The 23,975-nt window shown below is 56.1% G+C and carries 21 protein-coding genes and 1 pseudogene; 16 read left to right on the forward strand and 6 right to left on the reverse strand.

The window, feature by feature from the left end; genetic code table 11:
- Positions 1 to 381: 381 nt before the first annotated feature.
- Entirely contained in the window at positions 382 to 936 is a 555-nt protein-coding gene (locus OK409_RS11615) for a histidine phosphatase family protein (RefSeq protein WP_010251487.1), read from the forward strand.
- Here OK409_RS11615 and OK409_RS11620 read toward each other — a convergent pair.
- Positions 918 to 1,883, reverse strand: a complete 966-nt coding sequence (locus OK409_RS11620; RefSeq protein WP_010251490.1) for a hypothetical protein — start codon at positions 1,881 to 1,883, stop codon at positions 918 to 920. The genes OK409_RS11615 and OK409_RS11620 overlap by 19 nt on opposite strands.
- Before the next feature lie 504 nt (positions 1,884 to 2,387).
- On the opposite strand from OK409_RS11620, the gene OK409_RS11625 reads away from it, so the two are divergent.
- On the forward strand, positions 2,388 to 3,401 hold the full coding sequence (locus OK409_RS11625; protein ID WP_033759797.1) for a glycosyltransferase family 32 protein: 1,014 nt from the start codon (positions 2,388 to 2,390) through the stop codon (positions 3,399 to 3,401).
- Here the strand turns inward: OK409_RS11625 and OK409_RS11630 are convergent.
- Positions 3,378 to 4,295: a LysR family transcriptional regulator gene (locus OK409_RS11630; protein ID WP_033759795.1), complete on the reverse strand. Its 918-nt coding sequence runs from the start codon at positions 4,293 to 4,295 to the stop codon at positions 3,378 to 3,380. The genes OK409_RS11625 and OK409_RS11630 overlap by 24 nt on opposite strands.
- Positions 4,296 to 4,397: 102 nt before the next feature.
- Here OK409_RS11630 and OK409_RS11635 point away from each other — a divergent pair, with 102 nt between their 5' ends.
- The 3 genes from OK409_RS11635 to OK409_RS11645 all read left to right on the forward strand — a co-directional run bounded on the left by OK409_RS11635 (position 4,398) and on the right by OK409_RS11645 (position 8,443).
- Positions 4,398 to 4,787, forward strand: a complete 390-nt coding sequence (locus OK409_RS11635) for a tautomerase family protein (protein ID WP_010251498.1) — start codon at positions 4,398 to 4,400, stop codon at positions 4,785 to 4,787.
- Between the two features lie 221 nt (positions 4,788 to 5,008).
- Positions 5,009 to 7,300, forward strand: coding sequence for a phosphatidylglycerol--membrane-oligosaccharide glycerophosphotransferase (gene opgB / locus OK409_RS11640; protein ID WP_089414594.1), 2,292 nt, complete (start codon positions 5,009 to 5,011; stop codon positions 7,298 to 7,300).
- A 219-nt stretch (positions 7,301 to 7,519) separates the two neighbouring features.
- The gene (locus OK409_RS11645; protein ID WP_264367078.1) at positions 7,520 to 8,443 is read left to right on the forward strand and encodes a tropomyosin; all 924 of its coding nucleotides are present in this window, start codon (positions 7,520 to 7,522) and stop codon (positions 8,441 to 8,443) included.
- Between the two features lie 16 nt (positions 8,444 to 8,459).
- On the opposite strand, the gene OK409_RS11650 is transcribed toward OK409_RS11645, so the two are convergent.
- Both OK409_RS11650 and OK409_RS11655 read right to left on the reverse strand, forming a co-directional pair.
- Complete coding sequence (locus OK409_RS11650) at positions 8,460 to 9,173, reverse strand: GNAT family N-acetyltransferase (protein WP_250488906.1); 714 nt, start codon at positions 9,171 to 9,173, stop codon at positions 8,460 to 8,462.
- Between the two features lie 147 nt (positions 9,174 to 9,320).
- Entirely contained in the window at positions 9,321 to 10,406 is a 1,086-nt protein-coding gene (locus OK409_RS11655; protein ID WP_050680040.1) for a LacI family DNA-binding transcriptional regulator, read from the reverse strand.
- 193 nt (positions 10,407 to 10,599) lie between these two features.
- Between OK409_RS11655 and OK409_RS11660 the strand changes: the two genes are divergently transcribed.
- The 4 genes from OK409_RS11660 (at position 10,600) to OK409_RS11675 (ending at position 14,166) form a co-directional block, all read left to right on the forward strand.
- Positions 10,600 to 11,412 (forward strand): ABC transporter substrate-binding protein, encoded by an 813-nt coding sequence (locus tag OK409_RS11660; protein WP_031593265.1) that lies wholly within the window; start codon positions 10,600 to 10,602, stop codon positions 11,410 to 11,412.
- Positions 11,413 to 11,473: 61 nt separating this feature from the next.
- Positions 11,474 to 12,280 (forward strand): amino acid ABC transporter permease, encoded by an 807-nt coding sequence (locus OK409_RS11665; RefSeq protein WP_010671730.1) that lies wholly within the window; start codon positions 11,474 to 11,476, stop codon positions 12,278 to 12,280.
- Positions 12,273 to 13,034 (forward strand): amino acid ABC transporter ATP-binding protein, encoded by a 762-nt coding sequence (locus OK409_RS11670; protein WP_052271138.1) that lies wholly within the window; start codon positions 12,273 to 12,275, stop codon positions 13,032 to 13,034. Before OK409_RS11665 ends, OK409_RS11670 begins: the two co-directional genes overlap by 8 nt.
- A gap of 19 nt (positions 13,035 to 13,053) precedes the next feature.
- Complete coding sequence (locus OK409_RS11675) at positions 13,054 to 14,166, forward strand: NAD(P)/FAD-dependent oxidoreductase (RefSeq protein WP_031593263.1); 1,113 nt, start codon at positions 13,054 to 13,056, stop codon at positions 14,164 to 14,166.
- A gap of 58 nt (positions 14,167 to 14,224) precedes the next feature.
- Here the strand turns inward: OK409_RS11675 and OK409_RS11680 are convergent, their stop codons facing one another.
- Positions 14,225 to 14,731, reverse strand: a complete 507-nt coding sequence (locus OK409_RS11680) for an RcnB family protein (protein WP_033759783.1) — start codon at positions 14,729 to 14,731, stop codon at positions 14,225 to 14,227.
- Positions 14,732 to 14,863: 132 nt separating this feature from the next.
- The gene (locus OK409_RS11685) at positions 14,864 to 16,117 is read right to left on the reverse strand and encodes a serine hydrolase domain-containing protein (RefSeq protein WP_264367079.1); all 1,254 of its coding nucleotides are present in this window, start codon (positions 16,115 to 16,117) and stop codon (positions 14,864 to 14,866) included.
- Between the two features lie 240 nt (positions 16,118 to 16,357).
- On the opposite strand from OK409_RS11685, the gene OK409_RS11690 reads away from it, so the two are divergent.
- The 7 genes and pseudogenes from OK409_RS11690 to OK409_RS11720 all read left to right on the forward strand — a co-directional run bounded on the left by OK409_RS11690 (position 16,358) and on the right by OK409_RS11720 (position 23,973).
- The gene (locus OK409_RS11690; protein ID WP_033769584.1) at positions 16,358 to 17,026 is read left to right on the forward strand and encodes a YecA family protein; all 669 of its coding nucleotides are present in this window, start codon (positions 16,358 to 16,360) and stop codon (positions 17,024 to 17,026) included.
- Positions 17,027 to 17,207: 181 nt separating this feature from the next.
- Entirely contained in the window at positions 17,208 to 17,801 is a 594-nt protein-coding gene (uhpA, locus tag OK409_RS11695; RefSeq protein ID WP_010251517.1) for a transcriptional regulator UhpA, read from the forward strand.
- On the forward strand, positions 17,798 to 19,297 hold the full coding sequence (uhpB, locus tag OK409_RS11700; protein WP_264367080.1) for a signal transduction histidine-protein kinase/phosphatase UhpB: 1,500 nt from the start codon (positions 17,798 to 17,800) through the stop codon (positions 19,295 to 19,297). Before uhpA ends, uhpB begins: the two co-directional genes overlap by 4 nt.
- Positions 19,298 to 19,306: 9 nt before the next feature.
- Positions 19,307 to 20,635, forward strand: coding sequence for an MFS transporter (locus tag OK409_RS11705; protein ID WP_050679764.1), 1,329 nt, complete (start codon positions 19,307 to 19,309; stop codon positions 20,633 to 20,635).
- Between the two features lie 152 nt (positions 20,636 to 20,787).
- Positions 20,788 to 22,179, forward strand: a complete 1,392-nt coding sequence (gene uhpT, locus OK409_RS11710) for a hexose-6-phosphate:phosphate antiporter (protein WP_264367081.1) — start codon at positions 20,788 to 20,790, stop codon at positions 22,177 to 22,179.
- Between the two features lie 315 nt (positions 22,180 to 22,494).
- Positions 22,495 to 22,890 (forward strand): annotated as a pseudogene (locus OK409_RS11715) (HTH domain-containing protein); the annotation flags it as partial.
- A 51-nt stretch (positions 22,891 to 22,941) separates the two neighbouring features.
- Positions 22,942 to 23,973: a BglG family transcription antiterminator gene (locus OK409_RS11720; protein WP_230873606.1), complete on the forward strand. Its 1,032-nt coding sequence runs from the start codon at positions 22,942 to 22,944 to the stop codon at positions 23,971 to 23,973.
- Positions 23,974 to 23,975 lie beyond the last annotated feature (2 nt).

Raw genomic sequence — 23,975 nt, forward strand, 5'->3', positions numbered from 1 at the left:
GTAACTTAACAATCGATGGGCCTACTGTGCATCGGGCACCGTGAGCAATCACTGGGGACCTAGTGTATCTACGCGCGTAGATAAATCAATAGATCCTGATGAAAATTATTAGTAAAACTTCACTATCACATCCCGTCATCACGCATTTTTAGCGCAAATTCAGCCAGTTACCCGCAACACATCGCCTGAAAAAAATCACCATCGACTATAAGTTACCATTTTCTCTTATGATTAAGCGTTATAAGACTGACTAAAATCCTTTCATCGGGCTCTGTTGTCGCACACGCCTGTGACCATGAGATGACACGTGTATTTATTCTGAAAAATCGCTGTAAGCGCAGACAATACGTTACCCTGACAAAAAGGGCGGACAGAGATGCTATGAAAATTATCCTGATGCGACACGGTAAACCTGACCACCAGGCTGCGGGTCGCCAGAGCGTGCAGGCGCTGGCAGACTGGTGCGAAGCCTACGATCAGTCACAGGTCAGTGACGGGCCGCCGCCGCGCAGTATTGAGATTGCACGTCAGGCCGCGGTGATTGTCTGTAGTCCCCTGCCCCGCGCACAATCCTCCCTGAGCCAGCTCGGTCTGCAGCCCCATGAGGTTGATGCCGTGTTCAGCGAAGTCGCCGTGCCACTGCTGCGAACCGGCGCGGTGCAGTTGCCTACCCTGTGCTGGCTGGCCCTGTTGCGGTTATTGTGGTTCTGCGGGTATGCGGGTGAAGCGGAGTCGCTGCAACATGCGCGCAGCCGCGCCTCCGCGGCGGCAGAGAAGCTGATCGATCACTCACGGCATGGCACGGTGCTGCTGCTGGGCCACGGCATCATGAATAAGATGATTGCGCGCGAATTACGTAAACGCGGCTGGCAGGCGGAGAAGCACGCCAGCAGCCGCCACTGGAGTTCCGCGATCTATCATCGTCCGTTTATCTGACCGATCGGAAAATAACCCAGCACCTCACAGCCCGTTCCAACACGCGGCGTGGCAATCACTTTACGCTGCGCCAGATCGATGACGCTCAGCGTGCCATCATCCTGATTGGCAATCAGCAGCTGTTGCCTGTCTGGCGTAAAACAGCCATCCATCGGCATGTTACCTACCCGGATGTCGCCCAGCGGATTCAGCAGATCGTCAAACAGCGTCACCAGCGGTTCCTGATCCCCTATCGCCACCAGCTGCTCGCCATCGGCGCTGAAGCGTACCACCTGACAGGGTCGTTCATGACCCGGCAGCGTCAGGCGCTGGCGAATGCGGTGGCTTTGCCGATCAATCACATAGAGCAACGGTGCATCAGCGGCGCTGGCGACCAGATAGGGGTGCTTCGGAGAGGCAGCGATGCCCGCAATCGGCCCGGGCAGCAGGATGGTGTCGATGACCCGCCCCTCTGCTTCACAGAGATCCACCACAGTGATGGTCGCATCCTCTTCGTTATCGGTGAACAGCTTGCGGCCGCTGGGTGACAGCGTCAGGCGATGCGCGTTGTGAGAAGGAACTGGAATGATTTTTTCCACTTTGTCGGTCTGCGGATCGATCACCGCCACTGCGGCACTCTGCTCACAGCAGAGATAGACTTTGCCATCGCGGCCCAGCTGCCCGCTGTGGGGTGCCCGCAGCGGCGACAGATCGATAAAGCCGCTGATCTCCCGACGCTGTAAATCGATAATCGCCACTTTGTGACCCGGATGCGGGTTATTACCATGAACGCCGTCGCCAAAAATGGGTACATAGGCTTTACCCCAGGGGGCCAGCATCAGGAGTTCATGCGGCCGCGGTGGAAAAGCGTTCAGTTCCCGCTCGACCGCGAAGGTTTCCGGATTAAGAAACAGGACGCGATTACCCTGCTTATCAACCGCCAGTAACCCGTAAGATTCACTCTGCATGCGCGCTCCTTTCTCAGTAAGTTCTTCTTAAGCGTAGACAATCCTCTTCAGGCTGTCTGATTCCGCGGATTGATGAGCCGGGCTTACACCACCAGTTAAGTACAATAGCCACTGTTCCTGTGGCCCGGGCCGCAGGATAACGCGCAGGTTAAGAATAATATTCAGATATTCCTTAACTGCGTTTATTCCCGCATTTAAATAAATGATTAACAGTAACGACATTATTATTTTCATAACGTGACCGGATTATTTCCGTATTATCCTAAAGTCAAAAAAAGACATAGCTAATGTGTAAATAATGTTTTATTAAAAAGGTGCAGTGCAATTAAACAGCCGTGAGGAAACTATCGCGCGCTCCAGCACTGCGTCGCCACCAGGGAAAACTATTCATTAATTCCCGCACTCATCGGGATTGCAGCCAGTTTGCAATGTCGGCCGTTTCCGCCGCTGGCGGAACGGGCAGAGCCTGCACTATGACGGGAAAATAAAAATAACAGGTGTACCATGACTTTACATCGCCAACGTCCAGCGCATAAAATCTGGCGTAACTGGAAAAGAATATCGTTCAGTAGCCAGATGTTATGGAATAGAAAACAGCAGAAACTCTGTCGGGCACCGGAATATGATCCGGGTCAGGAAGATAATGTCGTATTGATCGCGCAGCAGAAAGATCTGCCGGAGATTCCAAAAATCGTCTGGATGGTCTGGCATAACGATCACCTGCCTGCCTCAATGGCGCTGAATATCAGTAAAATCCGGCGGGACAACCCCGACCACCAGGTTTATCTGATTACGCAGCGCACCCTGTCGCAGTGGTTGCCCGATCTCAACTTTATCTCTTCCGATCTGACGCTGGCACATAAAAGTGAAATCATCCGGCTTGAGCTGATTCACCGTTATGGCGGCATCGGCATTGATTGCAGCACATTGCTGTTTGAGAATCTCGCCTGGGTGCATCGCGTTCACGAAGCGCGGTCAATGGATCTCATTGGTTACTATGGCGAGCAATCGACGCTGAACCTGCTTGCGCCGATCACCGAGAGCTGGTTTCTTGCTGCCGCCCCGCAAAATCCCTTTATCCGCGAATGGCTGAAACAGCTGGCACCGGTTAAAAACGTCGGTATCCGCAACTATTTCCATGAGCTGAAGAAGCGTGATGATTTTCCGCTGATTGTGCAGAATATGGAGAATCCGTCTCGTCAGCTCCTGTCGCTGGCGCAGCAGGTTGCGATGCGGGAATACCGGCGGGCGAATCTCTATCTGCGTAAAAGTGAAGCCAGCGCCTGGTTCTATCAGCGCCTGCATGCCGACAGCAGCAGCGCCTTTGCGCAGTCAGTGATGTTTCAGCAGCGGCCACAGACGCCGCCACCCATTATAAAATTAACCGGCAACGAGCGGCTGCATCTCGACTTCAATCTGCGGCTTGGTTTATATAACCGCAGCAGCCTGATTGGCGAGATGATGCACACCACGCCACCTGCGCTGGCATTGCCTTCAACGGTCAAAGCGCGCGCGTAGCCAGTGTGTAAACGTGGTGACCGCGCGGGGCACCTGCGCCGCCCAGGGTCGTACGATCCACAGGCGAGCGGCAAAGGCCTCAACCGGCTGCCACGCAGGCAACACCTGCTGCAATGACCCTGCTGCCAGCGCCTCCCGGGCGCTGAAATCGGGCAGCATAGCGATCCCTAACCCCTGCAGGGCCGCATCGCGTATCGACTCGCTGTTGTTAGTGGCAAAGCTGCCCTGGATCCGTATCTGGACCTGTTCGCTATCCGCGGTGGTGGTAAACCGCCAGCGCGGTGATTCGACGCCGCGTGGATAGTAAAGGCAGTTATGCTGCGCCAGATCCTGCGGCGTACGCGGTATCCCCTGTTCGTTGAGATAGGCGGGTGATGCCACCAGTAATGTTCGCGTGTCACACAGCGGCAGTGCCACGTGGGTTTCCGGCAGGGTGTCGCTGTGTCGAATGGCCAGCTCAAATCCCTCGCTGCTCAGCGACACAATGCGGTCAGTCACATCCAGTTGCAGACGCACCTGCGGATAATCACGCAGAAACTCACCGATAATCGGCACCAGTTGCTGACGGGCAAACGCCACCGGTGCGGTAATGCGCACCAGGCCACGGACCGGCCCGGCGGTGTCCCGCACGCTGAAAAAACTCTGTTCAATGCGGGCAAAAGGCTCGCGTAGCTCCTCCACCAGCTTCTCACCGGCAGAGGTCAGCCGCACGCTGCGCGTAGTGCGTTGTACCAGCAACACACCGGCCATCTCCTCCAGCTCTTTGATTTTCTGACTCATCGCCGCCTTGCTGACGTCGAGCCGCTCTGCCGCGCGGGTAAAACTGCCCTGCTCTGCCAGTACGGTCAGCCAGTGCAGATGATCCCACAGCATATCCGTTTTCATCTCTTTCATCTTTATTGTTCACTATAGTGAATAATCATTTCAGGCTACGCGCTTTTTCCCGCCGGATAAAGGGGTCACCATAGGGTTCTTAATCACCGGGAGGAATCCGCTATGCCACTGCTGCAATTTGATGTTATCCAGGGTCGTTCAGAATCAGAGCTTCGTACACTGCTGGATGCGGCACACCGCGCCGTGCTCACGGCCTTTAAGGTACCGGAACGCGATCGTTACCAGATTGTTCAGGAAAACAAGCGCTATCAGATGGTATTTCAGGATACCGGACTGGGGTTCAGCCGGAGCGATAATCTGGTGATGGTGCGGGTCTATACCAGCCCACGCAGCAGTGAACAGAAACAGCTGTTCATGGCCGAGCTGGCGCGTGAGCTGCGTGAACATTGTGGTGTGCAGGGCAACGATTTAATGATCAGCTTTATCACCAACGACAAAGGTGACTGGAGTTTTGCCGACGGCGAAGCACAATATCTCACCGGCAAACTCTGAAAATCGCCCTGACTTCTGCTCTGCTGACGGTGCGCGCCAGCCACCGTCACGCCTGATAACCTCACTTCTGAAATGACAATAAACCAATCTGCTCTTCACCGCACAAATCGGGCCGGATATGTTGCAGCCGGATTACAGCCAATATAGATTGTCGAAAAACCATCCCCCGAAGGTGGCCGGTTGCGTGAAGCCTCGCGTAGCCCTGAAGAGAGGATTTGCCGTTGTCCGAATTGGTGTCCGTCGCGTTGTTTCTGGCCGCTATTGCAATCTATTCCTGTAAAGCCGGGCGTAACAAATTCTGGTTTATTGTCGTTCTTATTCTGCTGGTGCTTTTCGTTGTGCTGAACGCCACCCTCTATGCCAGCAACTATTTTACCGGTGACGGCATCAACGATGCGGTGCTCTATACGCTGACCAACAGTCTGACCGGCGCGGGTGTCAGTAAATATGTGGTGCCGGCGATTGGGCTGATCATCGTGCTGTTTCTGCTGTTCTGCCTGCTGTCGTGGATTCTGCGGCGGCGTAAGCGTCCGCATCACATGGGCTGGTCGCTGCTGGCCGCCGCCTGTGCACTCGGCTCGGTGCAGACCACCCCGGCCTTTCGCCAGGTCGCGACCCTGATTGTATCGCATACCCAACTGGCAGATTCTGACTTCGACAACTTCTATAAAGTGCCGCGTAATCGCATTGAACAGCCGCACCTCAACGTGGTTTACATCTATGGTGAAAGCTTAGAGCGCACCTATTTTGACCCTATCGCCTTTCCCGGCTTAGCGCCGGAGCTGAGCCGGCAGAAAGAGCAGAGCATCGACTTCAGCGAAACCGAACAGCTGCCAGGTACCGATTACACCATTGCGGGCATGGTCGCCTCACAGTGTGGCATTCCGCTGTTTGCCCCATTTGATGGCAATGCGTCCGCGTCGCTCTCCAGCTTCTATCCACAGAACGTCTGTCTGGGCGACATCCTGAAGAACTCCGGCTACCAGAACTGGTTTATTCAGGGTGCCGATCTGCGTTTCGCCGGGAAAGATGTCTTCCTGAAATCACACGGTTTTGATCCCGCTAACCTTTATGGTTCGCAGGAGCTGAAAAGCCGCGTCGCCGATCCCACCTACCGTAATAACTGGGGTTATTACGACGATACGGTAATGGATGAGGTGTTTGAGAAGTATCAGGAACTCTCTCAGGCCGGTAAACCTTTTGCGCTATTTACGCTGACCGTCGACACCCATCATCCTGACGGATTTATCTCACGCAGCTGCGATCGCAGGAGCTACAGCATTGAGGGCAAACCGAATCAGTCATTCAGTGCGGTCGCCTGCTCGCAGGAGCATGTGGCGCGCCTGATTGCGCGCATTAAAGCGTCGCCGTGGTTCAAAAACACCGTGATTGTGGTGAGCTCGGATCATCTGGCGATGAACAACACTGCGCATCCGTGGCTGGTCAAACAGCCCCGTCGCAATCTTTTCATGGTGATCCGTGGTGACAAGCCGCAGGCGGAATTGATGGAGGCGAAGCGCAGCACGCTGGATAACGGCGCCACGCTGCTCGATATTCTCGGCGGCGATAACGCGATTGGCCTGGGCCGCAGCAGCCTCTCATCGCTTTCACTCTCCACCCAGTTCGACGATATGAAGAGTAAGGTGACGAGCTGGAAGCCCGACATTATCCAGCTGTGGAACTTCCCGAAGAAGATAGACAACTTCACGGTGGATCAGGCGAAGAATATCTTCAGCTTCTCGGGAACCACCTTCAAATTGCCGATTCTGTTCCGCATCAGTGATAAGCACGTTGAGCCGATGCCGGAGGGGGAATATTCGGCACCGCTGCGCTATCAGCTGGCGGATTTCGCCTCAGCCGATAAATTCCTCTGGGTGGATCGCTGTTTTAAGATGGCGCGACTCTGGCAGCCTTCGCTGGCACTTTCCGGCGATCTCTGTGTGGCGATGGGACAGCTCGGCGGCACGCCGTCGGTGACGCATGTCGACAAACCACAGTGGAAAGGCAAAGTCCGTTTCCCCGAGGGCGCTATCAGCGATGCGCGTTACCAGCAGAACCTCGCGCAGATCCGTATTGAAGATAACAACATTCGCTACAGCGCTGACAGCTTCCGGCTTGACGTGCCTGGCGCACCGGAGAGTGTTAAAAGCTTCAGCGGCATCTCACGGCCAGAGAGCTGGGGACGCTGGTCTAACGCTAATCTCGCGCCCGAGGTTCATATCGACTATATCGATGCGCTGCCCGCGAAGTTCGATCTGGTGATCACCGCGCGTGCGTATGGCCCCAACGCGCACCGGGCGATTCCGGTTCGGGTGGGCGATCAGCAGCAACTGCTGTCACTGAGTGAAGAGATATCGACACATACCCTGCATTTTGATAACCCAGGCGCCAGCCATCGTCTGGTGATTGCACCACCTGAACCACAGCTGAGTAACACCGGCAATATCACCGGTCAGGATCCGCGCAAACTGGGCATCGGCATGGTTGAAATTAAAATCGTGCCACAGCCCTGACGCCCGCTTTTTCCCTTTCCGACTCTGCGGATTTCCGCAGAGTCGCCTCATCCTGCCATCAGCTAAATGTTGCGAGACAGCCCGCACTCTGTTGCACGTTACTTGTTGTACTAATTGATATTTTTCGGCGATACGCGCAAAATATAACCGGCTTAGTGGCGATACGTCTTTTGCCTGTCATGATGCCGTTATCGCTGAAGTGCACAGGGAGGTGTCGTGATGACAAGCACAATGATGAGTACCCACAAAGCCTTTAAAGCGCTGCAACAGGCAGGGATCGACGATCAGCAAGCGGAGGCGATGGTGGAGGTGTTTACTGATATGCAGCAGAGGCAGCCAGGCGGACAGATTGGAAAGCAACTCGGTCAGATTCAGACCAAAGCCAACCATATAGATATTCGGCTCGGGCAGCTTCAGGCAAAAGCCGACCAGACAGACGATCGGGTCAGTCAGCTCAGGACCAACGTCGACGAAACAAACGATCGGGTCAGACACCTTACAACAAAAGTCGACGAAACAAACGATCGGGTCAGTCACCTTACGACCAAATTCGACGAAACAAACGATCGGGTTAGCCACCTTACAACCAAAATCGACGAAACAAACGATCGAGTCAGTCACCTTACGACTAAAATCGACGAAACAAACGATCTGGTCAGCCATCTTACGACCAGAGTCGACGAGACAAACGATCGGGTCAGTCACCTTACGACCAAAGTCGACCTGATGGATGATCGACTCGGCAATCTTACATTGAAAGTCGACCAGACAGACAGCCGGGTCAGCCAGCTTTCAATAAAAGTTGATCAGATAGACATTCGGCTCGGCCAGCTTACAACCAAAGTCGATCAGATAGATGAGCGGCTTGGTCAGCTCACAACAAAAGTACATCAGATAGACGAGCGGCTTGGCCATGTTGAAAGAAAAACGGACAAACTGGCCATCCGTTTTAATCAGTTAGAAGCCAAAGTGGATAAGCTGGATGTCGCTCTCAGTGAAATGAATTTCCGATTAACTTCGGCTGTGGACAGCCTCAGAAATGACGTTGTTACCCTGACCACCGATATACGCTGGATCAAACGGTTATCTATTCTCATGACCACCACCCTGCTGGCGGCGGTCCTGAAAGATATTTTAATGTGATCCCGTTATCACCCTGTCAGGGTCTGTCGCGCAGCGCCTCCAGCTTTTCGCGCTGCTGACCGTCGGCGGTAAAGTTATCCTCCGCCAGCCAGCGCTTCAGGCCCTTTTTCACCTGCGGCCATTCGCTATCGATAAGCGAGAACCAGCTGGTGTCACGTGAACGTCCTTTGTAGACGATCGCCTGACGGAAATCGCCTTCATACCGAAAACCGAGACGTGCCGCCGCCTTACGGGAAGGGGCGTTACAGCTATCACATTTCCATTCATAACGGCGATAACCCAGCGTCTCAAAGGCGTAACGCATCAGCAGGAAATGCGCCTCCGTTGCCATGCGGGTCTGTTTCAGCCGGGCCGAAAACATGACATGCCCGACTTCCATTACGCCATGTTCAGGCTGAATGCGCATTAACGACAGGCTACCCACCGCCTGGTCGGTGGCGAGATCGATCACGGCAAAATGCAGCGGATCGCGGCTCACTTCAAGCTGTGCGGCATACGCCTGCCATGCCGGACGTTCGGTAAAGGGACCGGCAGGCAGGTAAGTCCAGTCACGCCCATCCTCAGCCAGCGCCCATGCCTCAAACAGTGCCTCAGCATGACGCGCCACACTGAACGGCTCCAGCCGACAAACTTCGCCAGTAAAAACCTGATGCTGGGGCAGAGGTCGGGGCTGCCAGTCTGGCATTGGCCCACCGACCGGCTGTCCGTACTGATTGGTATGTTGTGGCATGTTGCCTCCTGGCTACAGAATATCTCTGCAGATTGCCACGACCATTGTTGATTAAAAAGGTCCAAAACTGGCGAAAATGATAGACCCATTGCCTGCGAACGCATCAGCCAGGCGATATCGGTTACCGGGCTGGCCGGGTTAACCGCATCATTCCGCACTGATGAGGCTGGCCGGTGCGGCAATGGACTGGCGAATCATAAGACGGGCATCAAAGCGCGGCATCGGTCCGACGGCTTCGCCGCGTATCTCCGCGATCAGGCGTCGTGCCGCTTCACGGCCCATCTCATACACCGGTTGCGCTACCACCGTCAGCGGTGGCGTGACAATCTCACTCCACGGAAAATTGTCATACATCACGAATGAGAGATCGGCAGGGATTCGCAGTCCGCGCTGCGTCACTTCGCGCAGCAGCCACATCGCCACCACGCTGTCAGAAGCCACCAGCGCAGTGGGCGGCTGCGGACGCTGCCACAGCTCGGCCACGATACGGGCAATCTCCGCTTCGTCCAGCGCATTCACTTTCACCATCGTCGGATCAAATTCCACGCCCGCGGCAGCAAATGCCTGCATCATGCCGCCCACGCGCTGGGCGACCGGCGTCAGGCCAAAATCCCCTGGCGTGCTGTAGTCGGTTGCCAGTGCCATGCTGGTGATATAAGCGATGTGGCGATGGCCCGCTTCCAGTAACTGCGAGGTTGCTTCTGCAGCCACTTCGGTAAATTCGCAGCAGATCGCCTCCACATCAAGGTCAGTCACTGCGCGATCAAATAATTTCAGCGCTCTGCCCTCTTCCAGTACCTGAGTCAGGTGACTGTTGTGATGGTGTTCTGAACAGCAGGGCGCAACGATGATGCCGTCGACCCGCTTTTCCAGCATCACCCGCACCGCATCCTGCTCAGCCTGCAACTTCTCATCGCTGTTACTGAGCAGCAGATGGTAACCGGCAGTGCGCGCCACATCCGCCATGCCGCGCAGCGCGAGACCGAAATGGGGATTCTCAATGTCGCCGACAATCACACCAATGGTATTGGAACGTCCGGTGTTCATACTGCGGGCCAGGGCATTCAGACGGTAGCCCAGCGCGGAGGCCGCGCTGTTGACCCGCTCCTGCACCTCATCACTGACCGCTCCATAGCCACCCAGCGCACGCGCCGCCTGGGCTTTGGATACTTTTGCTGCGCGCGCCACATCCGCCACGGTGGGCGCTTTAGATTGTCGTTTCTGGCTGGTCATAATTATTTTGAATCACAGGTTGATGACAGGAATATTGACGCCGAAAAAAGGCTGTGCTTAAACTCATTGTAACCCCTTGAGACCGGTCTCACAACACCAGCGTCTTAAGGTGCCACCTGTGTTGAGACCGGTCTCAATTATAACCGCTGGCTCAACAGTCTCTGATGTTTAAACCTGCAAAAACGGATGAGCTATGAAATCGCAAACCACCCTGGGCAAACTGCTAGGCACCACGCTCGCACTCTGTTCACTGTCGTTCTGTACGCTGGCTGCCAGCGATAACAATCCCTATGGGCTGATCGAACCGGGTCAGCTACGCATCGCCAGCGTCGGCGACTCAAAACCTTACACCTTCACGGATGCCAGCGGTCAGTTCACCGGCTTTGACGTCGAATTCTTCAAAGATGTCGCCCATCGTATCGGGATCGATAAGGTCGATTTTATTGGACAGGACTTCTCGGCCATCATGCCGGCGGTGGCCAACGGTCAGTATGACGCGGCGGTAGCGGCTATCGGCATCACCCCTGCGCGTGAAAAGACGGTGGATTTTTCAACCGGCTATCTGGCGGGATTTCTCACCGTGCTGACCCGCCACGACAGCGGCGTGAAGAATGTCGCCAGCCTGGCAAAACACCGGCTCGGGGTGGTTCAGGGCACGCTGCAGGAGAGCTATGCCGTCGAACACTTCACCCAGACCGATCTCGTGCGCTTCCCGGATAACAACAGCGCAGTTTCTGCGCTCAACAACGGTACGCTCGACGCAATCTTCCTCGACTACGAGGCGGCAAAAAGCTACGCCGACCGCTTTAAGCTGGTCTCTGCCGCCGACATCCCCTCGTTTGATGCACCGGCCGGCATTGCCATTGCCAAAGGCAAACCCGCCTTCAAGGCCGCGCTGGACAGTGCCATCAAAGCAGCCATGCAGGATGGCACCTGGCAACGGCTCTATCAGAAGTGGTTTCCCGGATCGCCGATGCCAAAACAGTATCTGCCTGGCGGGCAGTAAAGATGCGGACGTTCGCGTCCTGAGTTAACCGGGGGATCCCCCACCCTGCATGGAGACGGCGATGGACTTGCTCACGATTCTTTCCCGCACCTTCTTTGATTTTCCATCAATGATGGAAGTACTGCCGCAGATGCTGACCACCGGGCTGGTCAACACGGTGATTATCTCGCTGGCGGCAACGCTGCTCGGCACGCTATTCGGCCTTCTGCTGGCGCTGATGGGCATCTCGCCCTCACGCTGGCTGCGTCTGCCTGCCCGGCTCTATACCGATCTGTTCCGCGGTCTGCCATCGATTCTGACCATTCTGCTGATTGGTCAGGGCCTGGCGCGCTTTAGCTATCAGCTGTTCGGTCCTACGCCCTATCCGCTGGGGATCTTCGCACTTAGCCTGATCGCCAGCGCCTACATGGGCGAGATTTTCCGCGCCGGTATTCAGAGTGTTGAACGCGGCCAGATGGAAGCCTGCCGTGCGCTGGGGATGAGTTATGGCCGGGCAATGCGACTGGTGGTGATCCCGCAGGGGATTCGCCGCGTACTGCCCGCCATCGTTAACCAGTTCATCGCCATCATTAAAGATTCCTCGCTGGTTTACCTGCTGGGCCTGATGACACAACAACGGGAACTGTTTCGCGTGGGCCAGGATGCAGCGGTGCTCACCGGCAATCTCTCGCCCCTGATGCTGGCAGGGCTGTTCTATCTGATTATCACTGTGCCGCTGACGCACATGGTCAACTATGTCGATGTGCGTTATCGCACCGGCCGACGTCGCCTGACTGCCCCGCAAAGTGGCTTAAAAGAGGTGGAGGAAGTCAGAGCGCCCGGCGGCGCACTGGTCACTCATCCCCGGATCGGAGGCAACCATGAATAACCTGAACAGCACCACTGCCGCGAGCTGGCACGGTGCCAGCCTGGAGCTGCGCGATCTGACTCTGGCTTATGGCCCGATTGAGGTGTTGCGTAACGTCTCGCTGCGGGTCGCGCCCGGCAGTACCACTTGCATTATCGGGCCATCCGGTTCGGGTAAGTCGACGTTGCTGCGCGGCATCAACCGGCTGCATGAACCGCAATCGGGGGATGTACTTCTGGCTAATCGGTCAGTGTTGCGCGACAAGCCAGATGCGCTGCGGTTACGGATCGGCATGGTGTTTCAGCATTTCAATCTCTTCCCCGATCACAGCGCGCTGGAGAACGTGGCGCTGGCACCGTGGCGGGTTAAAGGCCTGCCCAAAGCGCAGGCGATGGCGATTGCGCGTCAGCGGCTGGAAGAAGTGGGTCTGGGTCAGCGCGCCGATCACCGGCCACGCGATCTCTCCGGCGGCCAGCAGCAGCGTGTCGCGATTGCCCGCGCGCTGGCGATGGATCCCGAGGTCATGCTGTTTGATGAGGCGACCTCCGCGCTCGATCCCGAACTGGTGAAGGGTGTCCTGACGCTGATGGCGGATCTCTGTCGTCGCGGCATGACGATGGTTGTGGTGACACATGAAATGGGCTTTGCGCGCAAAGTGGCGGATCAGGTGGTGTTTATGGACGAAGGCGAGATTGTTGAAGCCGGGCCGCCGGGCGCCATTTTTGATACGCCACAGTCGCCGCGACTGCAACGTTTTCTCTCTGAAGTGCTGTAACTGAGCAAGGAACCTCATAATGGCGGTAAAAACTGAAATGAAAGTAGTTGTACTGGGCGGTGGCGTAATAGGTGTCTCGACGGCGCTGGAGCTGACAAAACGGGGAGCGGCGGTAACGCTGGTGACCGAAGCCGCGCTCTGTTCTGGCGCATCGGGACGTTCTCTCTCCTGGCTCAACTCGGCGGGCGAACGCTCCCGCCCCTATCACGCGCTGCGCATGGCGGGCATTGATCGCTATCGCACCCTGTTTGCTCAACAACCTACCCTCGACTGGCTGCGTTTTGATGGCGGGGTCTGCTGGTTCAGCAATGATGCAGCCGGAACGCAGGCGCGGCACGCCTATGAGAAAGCACACGGCTACGACTCACAACTCATGACACCTGATAACGTGGCGCAGGCGGATGCGACGATCGATCCTGACGCGCTGCCGTCGCAGGCGATATTTAACCCCGGTGAAGGCTGGGTCAGCCTGCCGCACCTGTCAGAGTATCTGGTGAATCAGTTCCGGGCACGCGGTGGTGAAGTGATTGAACACGCCGGTAAAGCCAGTGTGATCACAGTGAATGGCCGGGCCTGCGGCATTCGCAGTGAGCTGGGTGAACTGCGGGCAGATGCGGTGGTGGTCGCCTGCGGGCCCTGGACACCGGATGTGATTGCGCCACTGGGCGTGACGATTCCCAACGGATCGCCCGTCTCCATGCTGGTGATCACTGAGCCGGGCAAACATGAACTCAAAGCGGTGCTGAACACGCCCCGCGCCGCCATCCGGCCAAACCCCGGCAACCGTTACGCCCTGGATCATGACTGGTACGAGGCTGATATCCAGAAGCTGGCCGGAGGCGATTACCATATTGATAAGCAGGTTGTAGCAAAGCTGGCCGAGGAAGCGAGTCAGCTGTTACGGGGTGACGAGCCGCTCAGCGTCCAGAGCTGGAAAATTGGCCTGAAGCCGATTCCGGGCGATGGCGATCCGGTACTGGGGCAACTGCAGAAGGTGCCGGGCTGTTATGTGGCGTTCACGCATTCGGGCGCAACCCTGGCGCTGATTGTCGGTGAATTACTGGCTGAGGAAATTGTAAGCGGTGAAAAGCATCCGATGCTGGCAAGCTTTGGTGCTGAGCGTTTCAGCTAAAAAAAAGCCGGTCATCACGACCGGCTGATTTTTACCGCTTATTTTAACCGCGCTTATTTTAACCGCGGAAGAAGATATCGCCCGATTTACCCATGACGATTTTGCCGGTGTCATTGGTAATAAGAATGTAGTTGGCGTTGATATAGGCCCAGTGGGTATTTTCCTGCGGAGCAGGCAGATTACGCTTTTGCCACTCATTGATGGTGTACGTTTTATCGGTGTACTTCTCTGGCACTGTGTCACCGATTTGGTACTGTTTGTAGTCGATGATGATGGTGCTGAGGTCGTAATTAGGGTGCGCGCCGTTGGAAGGTGCCGGCGTGGTCGGCGTAATACCATCATTAGATTGTGAGCTGGTCGGTGCCTGGCTTTGCGCGCCACCGGCATCCGGCTGAACGCTGCCCGTATCAGGCGTAGCGGGCTGCGCATCCGGATTAGCAGGCTGAATCTGCGGCGGTGGCGGAACGGTATCCGTTGCTTCGCCAGCGGCTTGTACAGCGGGGATCAGGCTCAGCGAGCCAACCAGTAATCCCATTGATAAAAGTACACGTTGAGTCCTGCGCATAATGATTTCCACGTTGAATTTTGACAGTCAGGCTAAAGACAATGTTTATCGCACTTCAGTTCCGGCGCACTGACGCTATGTGTAAGGAAAAACAGCGCTATTCACTTTACTGCACACAGGCCAGGTAGCGGATCACTGTCCGACCACTTTATCCTGAGTTGCCAGATCGACCAACAACGCAATGCCTAAATAGTTACTCCAGTTAAAGCCGTTCTGCAGCACCACAATCGCATTGCCGTTACGTTTATCGTAGCCGATAAAACTGGCATAGCCGCCGATATAGCCCACCTGATAGGTGATCTGCTGCCCTTCGAAAGTGTCGGTCACCCAGGCGATATTCTGCGCCTGCGCGCCCTGCTGATACCACGCCTGATCTACCGCCGCGAAAGCCCGGTCCCGCGCAGCATCACCGGTAGCGCTGAGATGTGCGCGCAAATAAGCACTCAGATCGCGCGCATTACTGTAGAGACTGGCCGCGGCCACCATGTTGCCGTGAAAATGCCAATCAGGCGTCAGCGTGCCGCGGCGAATAAATTTCGGCTGATCGCCTGCATGGCCCAGCGCACGCAATGGATAGCCCGCCAGCGTTTCCGGTACAAAACTGCTTTGGTTCATCTTTAACGGTGTGAAGATAAGCTGTGACGCCAGCGTCTGAATGCCCTGATGACAACGCGTGCGCAGGATATAACCGAGCAGCGCATAGCCGAGGTTGGAGTAGTGTGGCATGCGTACCGCAGGTGCAGAGAAGTCCGCCAGATAACTCAGCAGCTTGTCGCTATCAAGATTGCCATAGAAGTTCTCGCCGGTGTCCAGATAACGTACGAACTGCTGCAGCATCGTCAGATCCATATCCTGTCGCGGCAGACCCGAGGTGTGCGTCACCAGCTGCAGCAGCGTGATGCGCCGCGCGTCAGCGCTGAGGCGAACGCCTTCCGGCAGAAGATCCGCCAGTGTATCGCTCCAGCGCAGCTTACCCTGATCAACCAGCTGGATAATCACTTCTGCCGTCACGCCTTTACTCAGCGATCCCAGCGCAAACAGGGTATCGGGCGTGATCGGATAGCGATGCACACGATCGGTGACGCCAAAAGCGTAATAGCGGGTCGGCCCACCGCGATGAATGACCGCAATGCTGATGCCGGGAACCTGCTTCTGTTGCATGTAATGCTGCACGATGTCGTCGACATTTTCATGAAAGGTGGCGTGTGTCAGATAAACGCGATCGCCCACCGGGGCGGAGGTTTGCGACAGGGTTCCACATCCCGCCAGCAGGAAGATAAAGGCTGGCATGAATCGCGTCATTAATCTGCTGATCCACTGGCCGCCAGGGGTCAGCCGTGCAAGGGAGACTGCAACAGCCGGCCTGCCAGTAAATCCATTTTTCATATATTAATCATTTACTTATTATTATTTAACACGCAACTGTCTGGCTGGAGCGCAAAAATGTACCATAAAGTGCTGTGGGCTATCGCCTGCACAACGGGGTGAAAGTGGTGCTAAACGCAGTTTAATCACCGCAGCATGCCCGAACAGGGTTAGCTGTGTTGCAGTCCACAAGGGTGTACACTGCTGCGGTTTTAAGGCTCAACGCCGCTGAAATTTTTGAAATGCCCGGGAGGCAACCGCATGAAAGAAGGCCCACTGTCCGAAAAAGAGCTGCAATGGCTGGAAGATATGCTGGAAAAATATGGCAGCGAAGCATCGATTATTGATGTCTCCGAGCTCGACGGCCTGCTGACTGCCGTTCTCTCCGGTCCCGTCACCGTCGAGCCAAGCCAGTGGCTGGTGGCACTGTGGGGTGGCGAGAAGCAGATCCCAAAATGGAGCAACGAGCGTGAAATGACGCGCTTTATGTCGCTTTGCTTCCAGCATATGAATGATGTGGCTGACCGCTTATCTGAATTCCCTGAGCAGTTCGAACCGCTGTTTGGCATCCGTGAAATGGAAGGTCTGGAATTTACCGTGGTGGAAGAGTGGTGCTTCGGTTACATGCGCGGTGTCGCGCTGACCGACTGGTCTGCCCTGCCGCAGGATCTGCAACCCGCGCTGGACGCCATCGCTCTGCACGGCGTGGAAGAGAATCTTGAAAAGATCGATGCCATGACGCCGGACGAGATGGAAGCCAGCATTGAAGCTATCCGTCCTGCTGCGCTGGCGCTGCACGATCACTGGATCTCCCAGCCTGAAGCGATTCCCGTTCCCCAGAAGCCTGTCGCGGCAGAGAAACTGCCTGGCCGCAACGATCCCTGCCCGTGCGGCAGCGGCAAAAAATATAAGCAGTGCTGTCTGCACTGATCGGCTGCTTAGCCTCACGATCTGCCGGGCGGCGATTCAGTCCGGCATGCTTCTCTCACGATCCACGACAGTTTGACCTGCATCACTCTACCCACTCCCTTACCTGAATAGACTGCTCACGACTTGAACAGCTTCGTGCTTATCGCTAAGGTAAGCGCGATTTTACCCGCCAGGAATAAACATGATCACCATCGCGCTTATTGACGATCACCTTATCGTCCGCTCCGGCTTTGCCCAGTTGCTGGGCCTGGAATCGGATTTCCAGGTCGTAGCGGAATTTGGTTCTGGCCGTGAGGCGCTGGCAGGTTTACCGGGCCGGGGCGTTCAGGTCTGTATCTGCGATATTTCGATGCCGGATCTCTCCGGGCTGGAGTTGCTGAGCAAGCTGCCGACGGGCCTGGCCACCATCATGCTGTCAGTCCATGACAGTCCGGCCCTGGTGGAGCAGGCGCTTAATGCCGGTGCGCGCGGATTCCTCTCTAAACGCTGTCGTCCCGATGAGCTGATCGCGGCGGTGCGCACCGTCTCCACAGGCGGTTGTTATCTGACACCAGAGATTGCGATCAAGCTGGCCGCTGGTCGGCAGGACCCGCTGACCCGACGCGAACGTCAGGTGGCGGAAAAACTGTCACAGGGCATGGCGGTAAAGGAAATTGCCGTTGAGCTGGCGCTGTCACCGAAAACCGTACATGTCCATCGCGCGAATCTGATGGAGAAGCTCGGCGTCAGCAATGATGTGGAGCTGGCGCGCCGCATGTTTGATGGCTGGCAATGAGCCCCTGTGTTTCGCGGCTGATCTCCATTGTCGCCAGCTTTTTCATCTTCTCGGCGGCCTGGTTCTGCCTGTGGAGTATCAGCCTGCACCTGGTGGAACGCCCGGAGCTGGCGGTGCTGCTTTTCCCGTTTGGCCTGCGTCTGGGGCTGATGCTGCAATGTCCACGCGCTTACTGGCCGGTGTTGCTGGCAGCTGAGTGGATCATGCTGATCTGGCTGGTGAAGGTGGTCGCGCTGGCGCATCTGCCGCTGTTAATGGCGGGCAGTGTACTGACGCTGCTGCCGGTGGCGCTGATCTCCCATTACCGCCATCAGCGTGACTGGCGCACGCTGCTGAGCCAGGGCGCGGCTCTGATCGCCGCAGCGCTGCTGCAGTCCCTGGCGTGGGCGGGACAGCAGGAGATGCTGAACGCCCTGCTGCTGACGCTCACCGGTGGTCTGACGCTGGCCCCGACCTGCCTGGTCATCTGGCACTACCTCACCAGCACCCGCTGGCAGCCGCTGGGACCGGCGCTGGTCTCGCAACCGGTCAACTGGCGCGCCCGGCATCTTATCTGGTATCTGCTGCTGTTTGTCATCAGTCTCTGGTTGCAGCTTGGCCTGCCCGCTGAACTGTCACGCTTTACGCCATTCTGTCTGGCGCTGCCGATTATTGCGCTGGCCTGGCACTACGGCTGGCAGGGTGCGCTGATTGCTACGCTGATGAACGCAATCGCGCTGATCGCCAGCCAGACCTGGCACGATCATCCGGTCGATCTCCTGCTTTCGCTACTGGCACAAAGCCTGACCGGCCTGCTGCTGGGTGCCGGTATCCAGCGGTTGCGCGAGCTGAATCAGTCGCTGCAGAGTGAGCTGGCACGCAACCGGCGCCTGGCGGAACGGCTGGTCGAGACAGAAGAGAACGTGCGCCAGGAGGTGGCGCGCGAACTGCACGATGATATCGGTCAGACGATTACGGCAATCCGCACCCAGGCGGGCATTGTGCAGCGCCTTGCGCCGGATAATGGCCGGGTGATCCAGAGCGGCGTCCATATTGAGCAGCTCTCTCTTGGCGTCTATGACTCAGTGCGGCGACTGCTGGGACGTCTGCGACCCCGCCAGCTAGATGACCTGTCACTTGAACAGGCAGTTCGCTCCCTGATGCGTGAGATGGAGCTGGAGGATTGCGGCATCGTCAGTCACCTTGAGTGGCGTATTGATGAGACGCTGCTGAGCGAAGCGCAGCGCGTCACGCTGTTTCGCGTCTGTCAGGAGGGGCTGAACAACATTGTGAAACACGCCAGCGCCAGCGCCGTGACGCTCAAAGGCTGGCAACAGGATGGTCGCGTTTTGCTGGTGATTGAAGATGATGGCTGCGGTCTGCCGCCAGGTTCCGGTCAGCAGAGCTTTGGTCTGGTCGGGATGCGCGAACGCGTGAGTGCGCTGGGTGGATCGCTGACTATCTCCTGCACCCATGGAACCCGCGTCAGCGTGCATCTGCCGCTGCGTACGGCCTGAGGAACCACCGTGTTTAACTTTCTGAAAACGCCCGCTAACGCCGCTCCGCTGCAGGACAAAAGTGAGATTGACAGCCGCTATCGCTACTGGCGGCGGCACATCATGTCGACCATCTGGATCGGCTATGCCCTGTTCTACTTTACCCGCAAAAGCTTCAATGCGGCAGCGCCGGAAGTGATCGCCAGCGGCGTGATGATGCGCACTGATATCGGCCTGCTGGCGACGCTATTTTACATCACCTACGGCCTGTCGAAGTTCTTCTCCGGCATCGTCAGTGACCGTTCCAACGCCCGTTACTTTATGGGGCTGGGGCTGATCGCTACCGGCGTGGTCAATATCCTGTTTGGCTTTTCCACCTCACTGTGGGCCTTTGCGCTGCTGTGGACCATCAACGCCTTTTTCCAGGGCTGGGGCGCGCCGGTCTGCGCGCGCCTGCTGACAAGCTGGTATTCACGTAACGAGCGCGGCGGCTGGTGGGCACTATGGAACACCGCGCACAACGTTGGCGGTGCGGTTATCCCGATCGTTATCGGTGCGGTGGCGCTGCACTATGGCTGGCGAATCGGAATGATGATTGCGGGCAGTTTAGCGATACTCGCCGGACTGTTTCTCTGCTGGCGTCTGCGCGACCGGCCTCAGACTGTCGGCCTGCCCGCGGTAGGCGACTGGCGACAGGATGAAATGGAGATGGCGCAGCAGCAGGAAGGCGCAGGTCTGAGTCGCAAGGCGATCCTGACCCGCTATGTGCTATTCAATCCCTATATCTGGCTGCTGTCACTCTGTTACGTGCTGGTCTATGTGGTTCGCGCTGCGCTCAATGACTGGGGAAATCTCTACATCTCCGACACGCTGGGGGTGGATCTGGTGACGGCCAACTCGGTAGTCACCCTGTTTGAGCTGGGCGGTGTGATAGGCGCACTGGTCGCGGGCTGGGGCTCGGACAAGCTGTTTAACGGCAACCGTGGGCCGATGAACCTGATTTTTGCAGCCGGGATTTTGCTTTCCGTCGGCTCACTGTGGCTGATGCCCTTTACCAGTTACGTGATGCAGGCAGCCTGCTTTTTTACTACCGGTTTCTTTGTCTTTGGCCCGCAGATGCTGATTGGTATGGCGGCAGCCGAGTGTTCCCATAAAGATGCGGCAGGCGCGGCAACCGGCTTCGTCGGCCTTTTCGCCTATCTTGGCGCGTCCCTCTCCGGCTGGCCGCTGGCGTGGGTTATCGACGTCTGGCACTGGAGCGGCTTCTTTGCAGTGATTGCCACGGCGGCGGGGATATCCGCCCTGCTTCTGCTGCCGTTTTTAAATGCTCAGGCGCCGCGCGCCCTGCCTGAAGCGTGATACGCCTCTCCTTTTTGCCCCGAGTGGGGCAAAACTAAGAAATTTTCCTGGTTTCGCCTGGATGCTGTCTCAGGCCAGTCTGGCGGCAGGTTTTTACAATGCCAGCCATTCGCTGCCTATTGCAGCTATTCCAACCAGGAGAATCCCCTTCCATGCTGGCATTCCTCAAACAGGTGCGCAGACCGACGCTGGATCTGCCCATCGAACTGCGGCGCAAGATGTGGTTCAAGCCGTTTATGCAGTCCTATCTGGTGGTCTTTATCGGCTACCTGACCATGTATCTGATCCGCAAAAACTTCAATATCGCGCAGAACGATATGATCACCACCTACGGACTGAGCATGACGCAGCTGGGAATGATCGGTCTGGGCTTCTCCATCACCTATGGCGTCGGGAAAACCCTGGTCTCCTATTATGCTGATGGCAAAAACACCAAGCAGTTCCTGCCGTTTATGCTGATCCTCTCGGCCATCTGTATGCTGGGTTTCAGCGCCAGCATGGGCACCGGATCCGTCAGCCTGTTTCTGATGATCGCCTTCTATGCCTTAAGCGGATTCTTCCAGAGTACCGGCGGCTCCTGTAGCTACTCCACCATCACTAAGTGGACGCCGCGCCGCAAACGGGGTACTTATCTTGGCATGTGGAATATCTCGCATAACCTCGGCGGTGCCGGTGCGGCAGGCGTTGCGCTGTTTGGCGCCAATGTGCTGTTCGACGGCCACGTGATTGGGATGTTTATCTTTCCGTCTATTATCGCGCTGATTGTTGGTTTTATCGGCCTGCGCTACGGCAGCGACTCCCCGGAGTCTTATGGCCTGGGCAAGGCCGAAGAGTTGTTTGACGAAGAGCTGAGCGATGAGGACAAAGAAGCCGAAGATGAGTCGATGACCAAATGGCAGATCTTTGTTGAGTACGTACTGAAGAACAAGGTGATCTGGCTGCTCTGCTTCGCCAACATCTTCCTCTATGTGGTGCGCATCGGGATCGATCAGTGGTCAACGGTTTATGCCTTCCAGGAGCTGAAACTCTCTAAAGAGGTGGCGATTCAGGGCTTTACCCTGTTTGAAGTCGGCGCACTGGTGGGCACGCTGATGTGGGGCTGGTTATCCGATCTGGCCAATGGCCGCCGTGCGCTGGTCGCCTGCGTTGCATTAGCACTGATTATTGCCACGCTCGGGATCTATCAGCATGCCAGCAACCAGTATGTCTATCTGGCGTCGCTGTTCGCTCTGGGCTTCCTGGTGTTTGGCCCGCAACTGTTAATCGGCGTCGCCGCGGTCGGCTTTGTACCGAAAAAGGCAATTGGCGCAGCGGATGGTATCAAAGGCACTTTCGCCTATCTGATTGGTGACAGCTTCGCCAAACTGGGCCTGGGCATGATTGCCGACGGCACGCCGATATTTGGCCTGACCGGCTGGGCAGGCACCTTTGCCGCACTGGATGCCGCTGCTATCGCCTGTATCTGCCTGATGGCGCTGGTTGCGGTGATGGAAGAGCGCAAGATTCGCCGCGAGAAACGGCTACAGCGTTTAAAGATGGTGTAAAGATAAAATCTGGCCCGGCGTAAGCCGGGCTTTCCCGCCAGATTCCGCCCTCAGCCATTGTTGTAGCCCCACCAATCGGATCACTGCCAGTCAGCCCGCCAAACCCTAACATCCCCTTTCACTTATTCTTGCACCTCGTCCCCGATTATTTAAGAAATTCACGGTCAGGTGGTCAGCCTGACCACCAGGTTGTGGCCATGTTTTAATATTTACATGGCATAGTGCCTTTGCTTAGATGATAACTGACAAGGCGAATAACGGATTAAGCGGAACCTGATGATGATGAAGGCGCTGACTGAACGGCAACTGACGATTATGCGACAGCTTATTTCTCATAACAGTTATGTGAGCCTGCACGCTATTTCAGAAAAAACAGCAATCACCACCCGAACCTTACGCCGCGACATCGCCGATATTAACGAAAAACTTTCTGACCAGGGAATCAATCTCAGCGGAAAAAGTGGGAGAGGGATCACAATTAAATTCGCTGATGCGCAGTCGGAAATAGCCGCGCGCCGGATTTTCTCTGTCGAGGTGGATGATTTCAGCAGCAACTTCAGGATGCTGAAAATAGCATCGGATTTATTAATGCTTTCACCAAAAAGTTCCTCCATCAGTGAACTGGCGGATAAATATTTTATCAGCCGCGCTTCGATAGTGAATGATTTAAAAACATTAGAAGCATGGTTACATCAGTTTGATTTAACCTTATTAAAAAGCCGTGTCGGAACCAGCATAAAAGGCAGTGACCATAATATTCGCATGGCGATGAAAGCGCTGGTGTTAAAATCGATTTATAACCGTCAGGACATGATGGAAAGCCGTCTGGATGAAAGCACGCTGCAGGAGCTTTCAGAGAAGTTTGGTCAGCAGGCTGTCCATTTTACCCTGCAATTAATTAATTTTATTGAACAGCAACTGCAATATACGATAAGCGATCCTTACTACATCAATTTATTTACGCATATTCTGGTGCTGATCCACCGCAGTCACTCGCCGATGCACAGGACCGACGCCCGCGCGGTGTCGATGAACCGGGTCAGCGACCATCACGCCTGGCAGGTATCACTGGCGGTGATAGAGCGCATAGAGACCGCCTACAACACGGTACTGGTGGCCGAGGAGTCTCACTCCATCTATCAGTATCTGGTCTCCTCCGGTAAGGCGGGCGGTGAATCACCACAGCACGATGACTCGCTGATTTCAGAGCGTGAGACCCGCTTTGCTGAGGCGCTGATCGCCCGGGTGGCGCAGCGCATCAACATTGAAATCACCACCGACCAGAACCTGCAGGCGTCATTGTCCTCACATATCAAGCCGATGCTGAACCGCCTCAGATATCACATCCGGATTAAAAATCCGCTGCTGCATGATATCCAGACCGAGCTGGGCACGGTGTTCGCCGCCGTTAAAGCGGTAATCAGCCAGCTGACGCAGGAGTACAGCCTGGATGAGATCAGTGACGATGAGGTGGCTTACCTGACGGTGCATATTCAGGCGGCCATCGAAAACAGCATCAAGGTAAAACGGGTCTTGCTGGTCTGCTCCAGCGGCCTGGGTACCTCGCAGCTGCTTTACGGACGGATCATCCGTGCCTTTCCCGACTGGAAAATTATCGACATCGTGCCAGGGAAAAATATTGCTGACTCCCTGAAACGACATGAGTGTGACGTGGTGATTTCCACTATCCGGCTGGAGCCGCTGGAAAAACCGGTGGTGTATGTCTCTGCCCTGTTCTCGGCGAAAGATATCGCAAGAGTAACGGAGTGTCTGGTATCGAATTCGATTAATTAATG

The organism is Pantoea sp. RG18, from assembly GCF_025910075.1.
Taxonomy (GTDB): Bacteria; Pseudomonadota; Gammaproteobacteria; order Enterobacterales; family Enterobacteriaceae; genus Pantoea; species Pantoea agglomerans.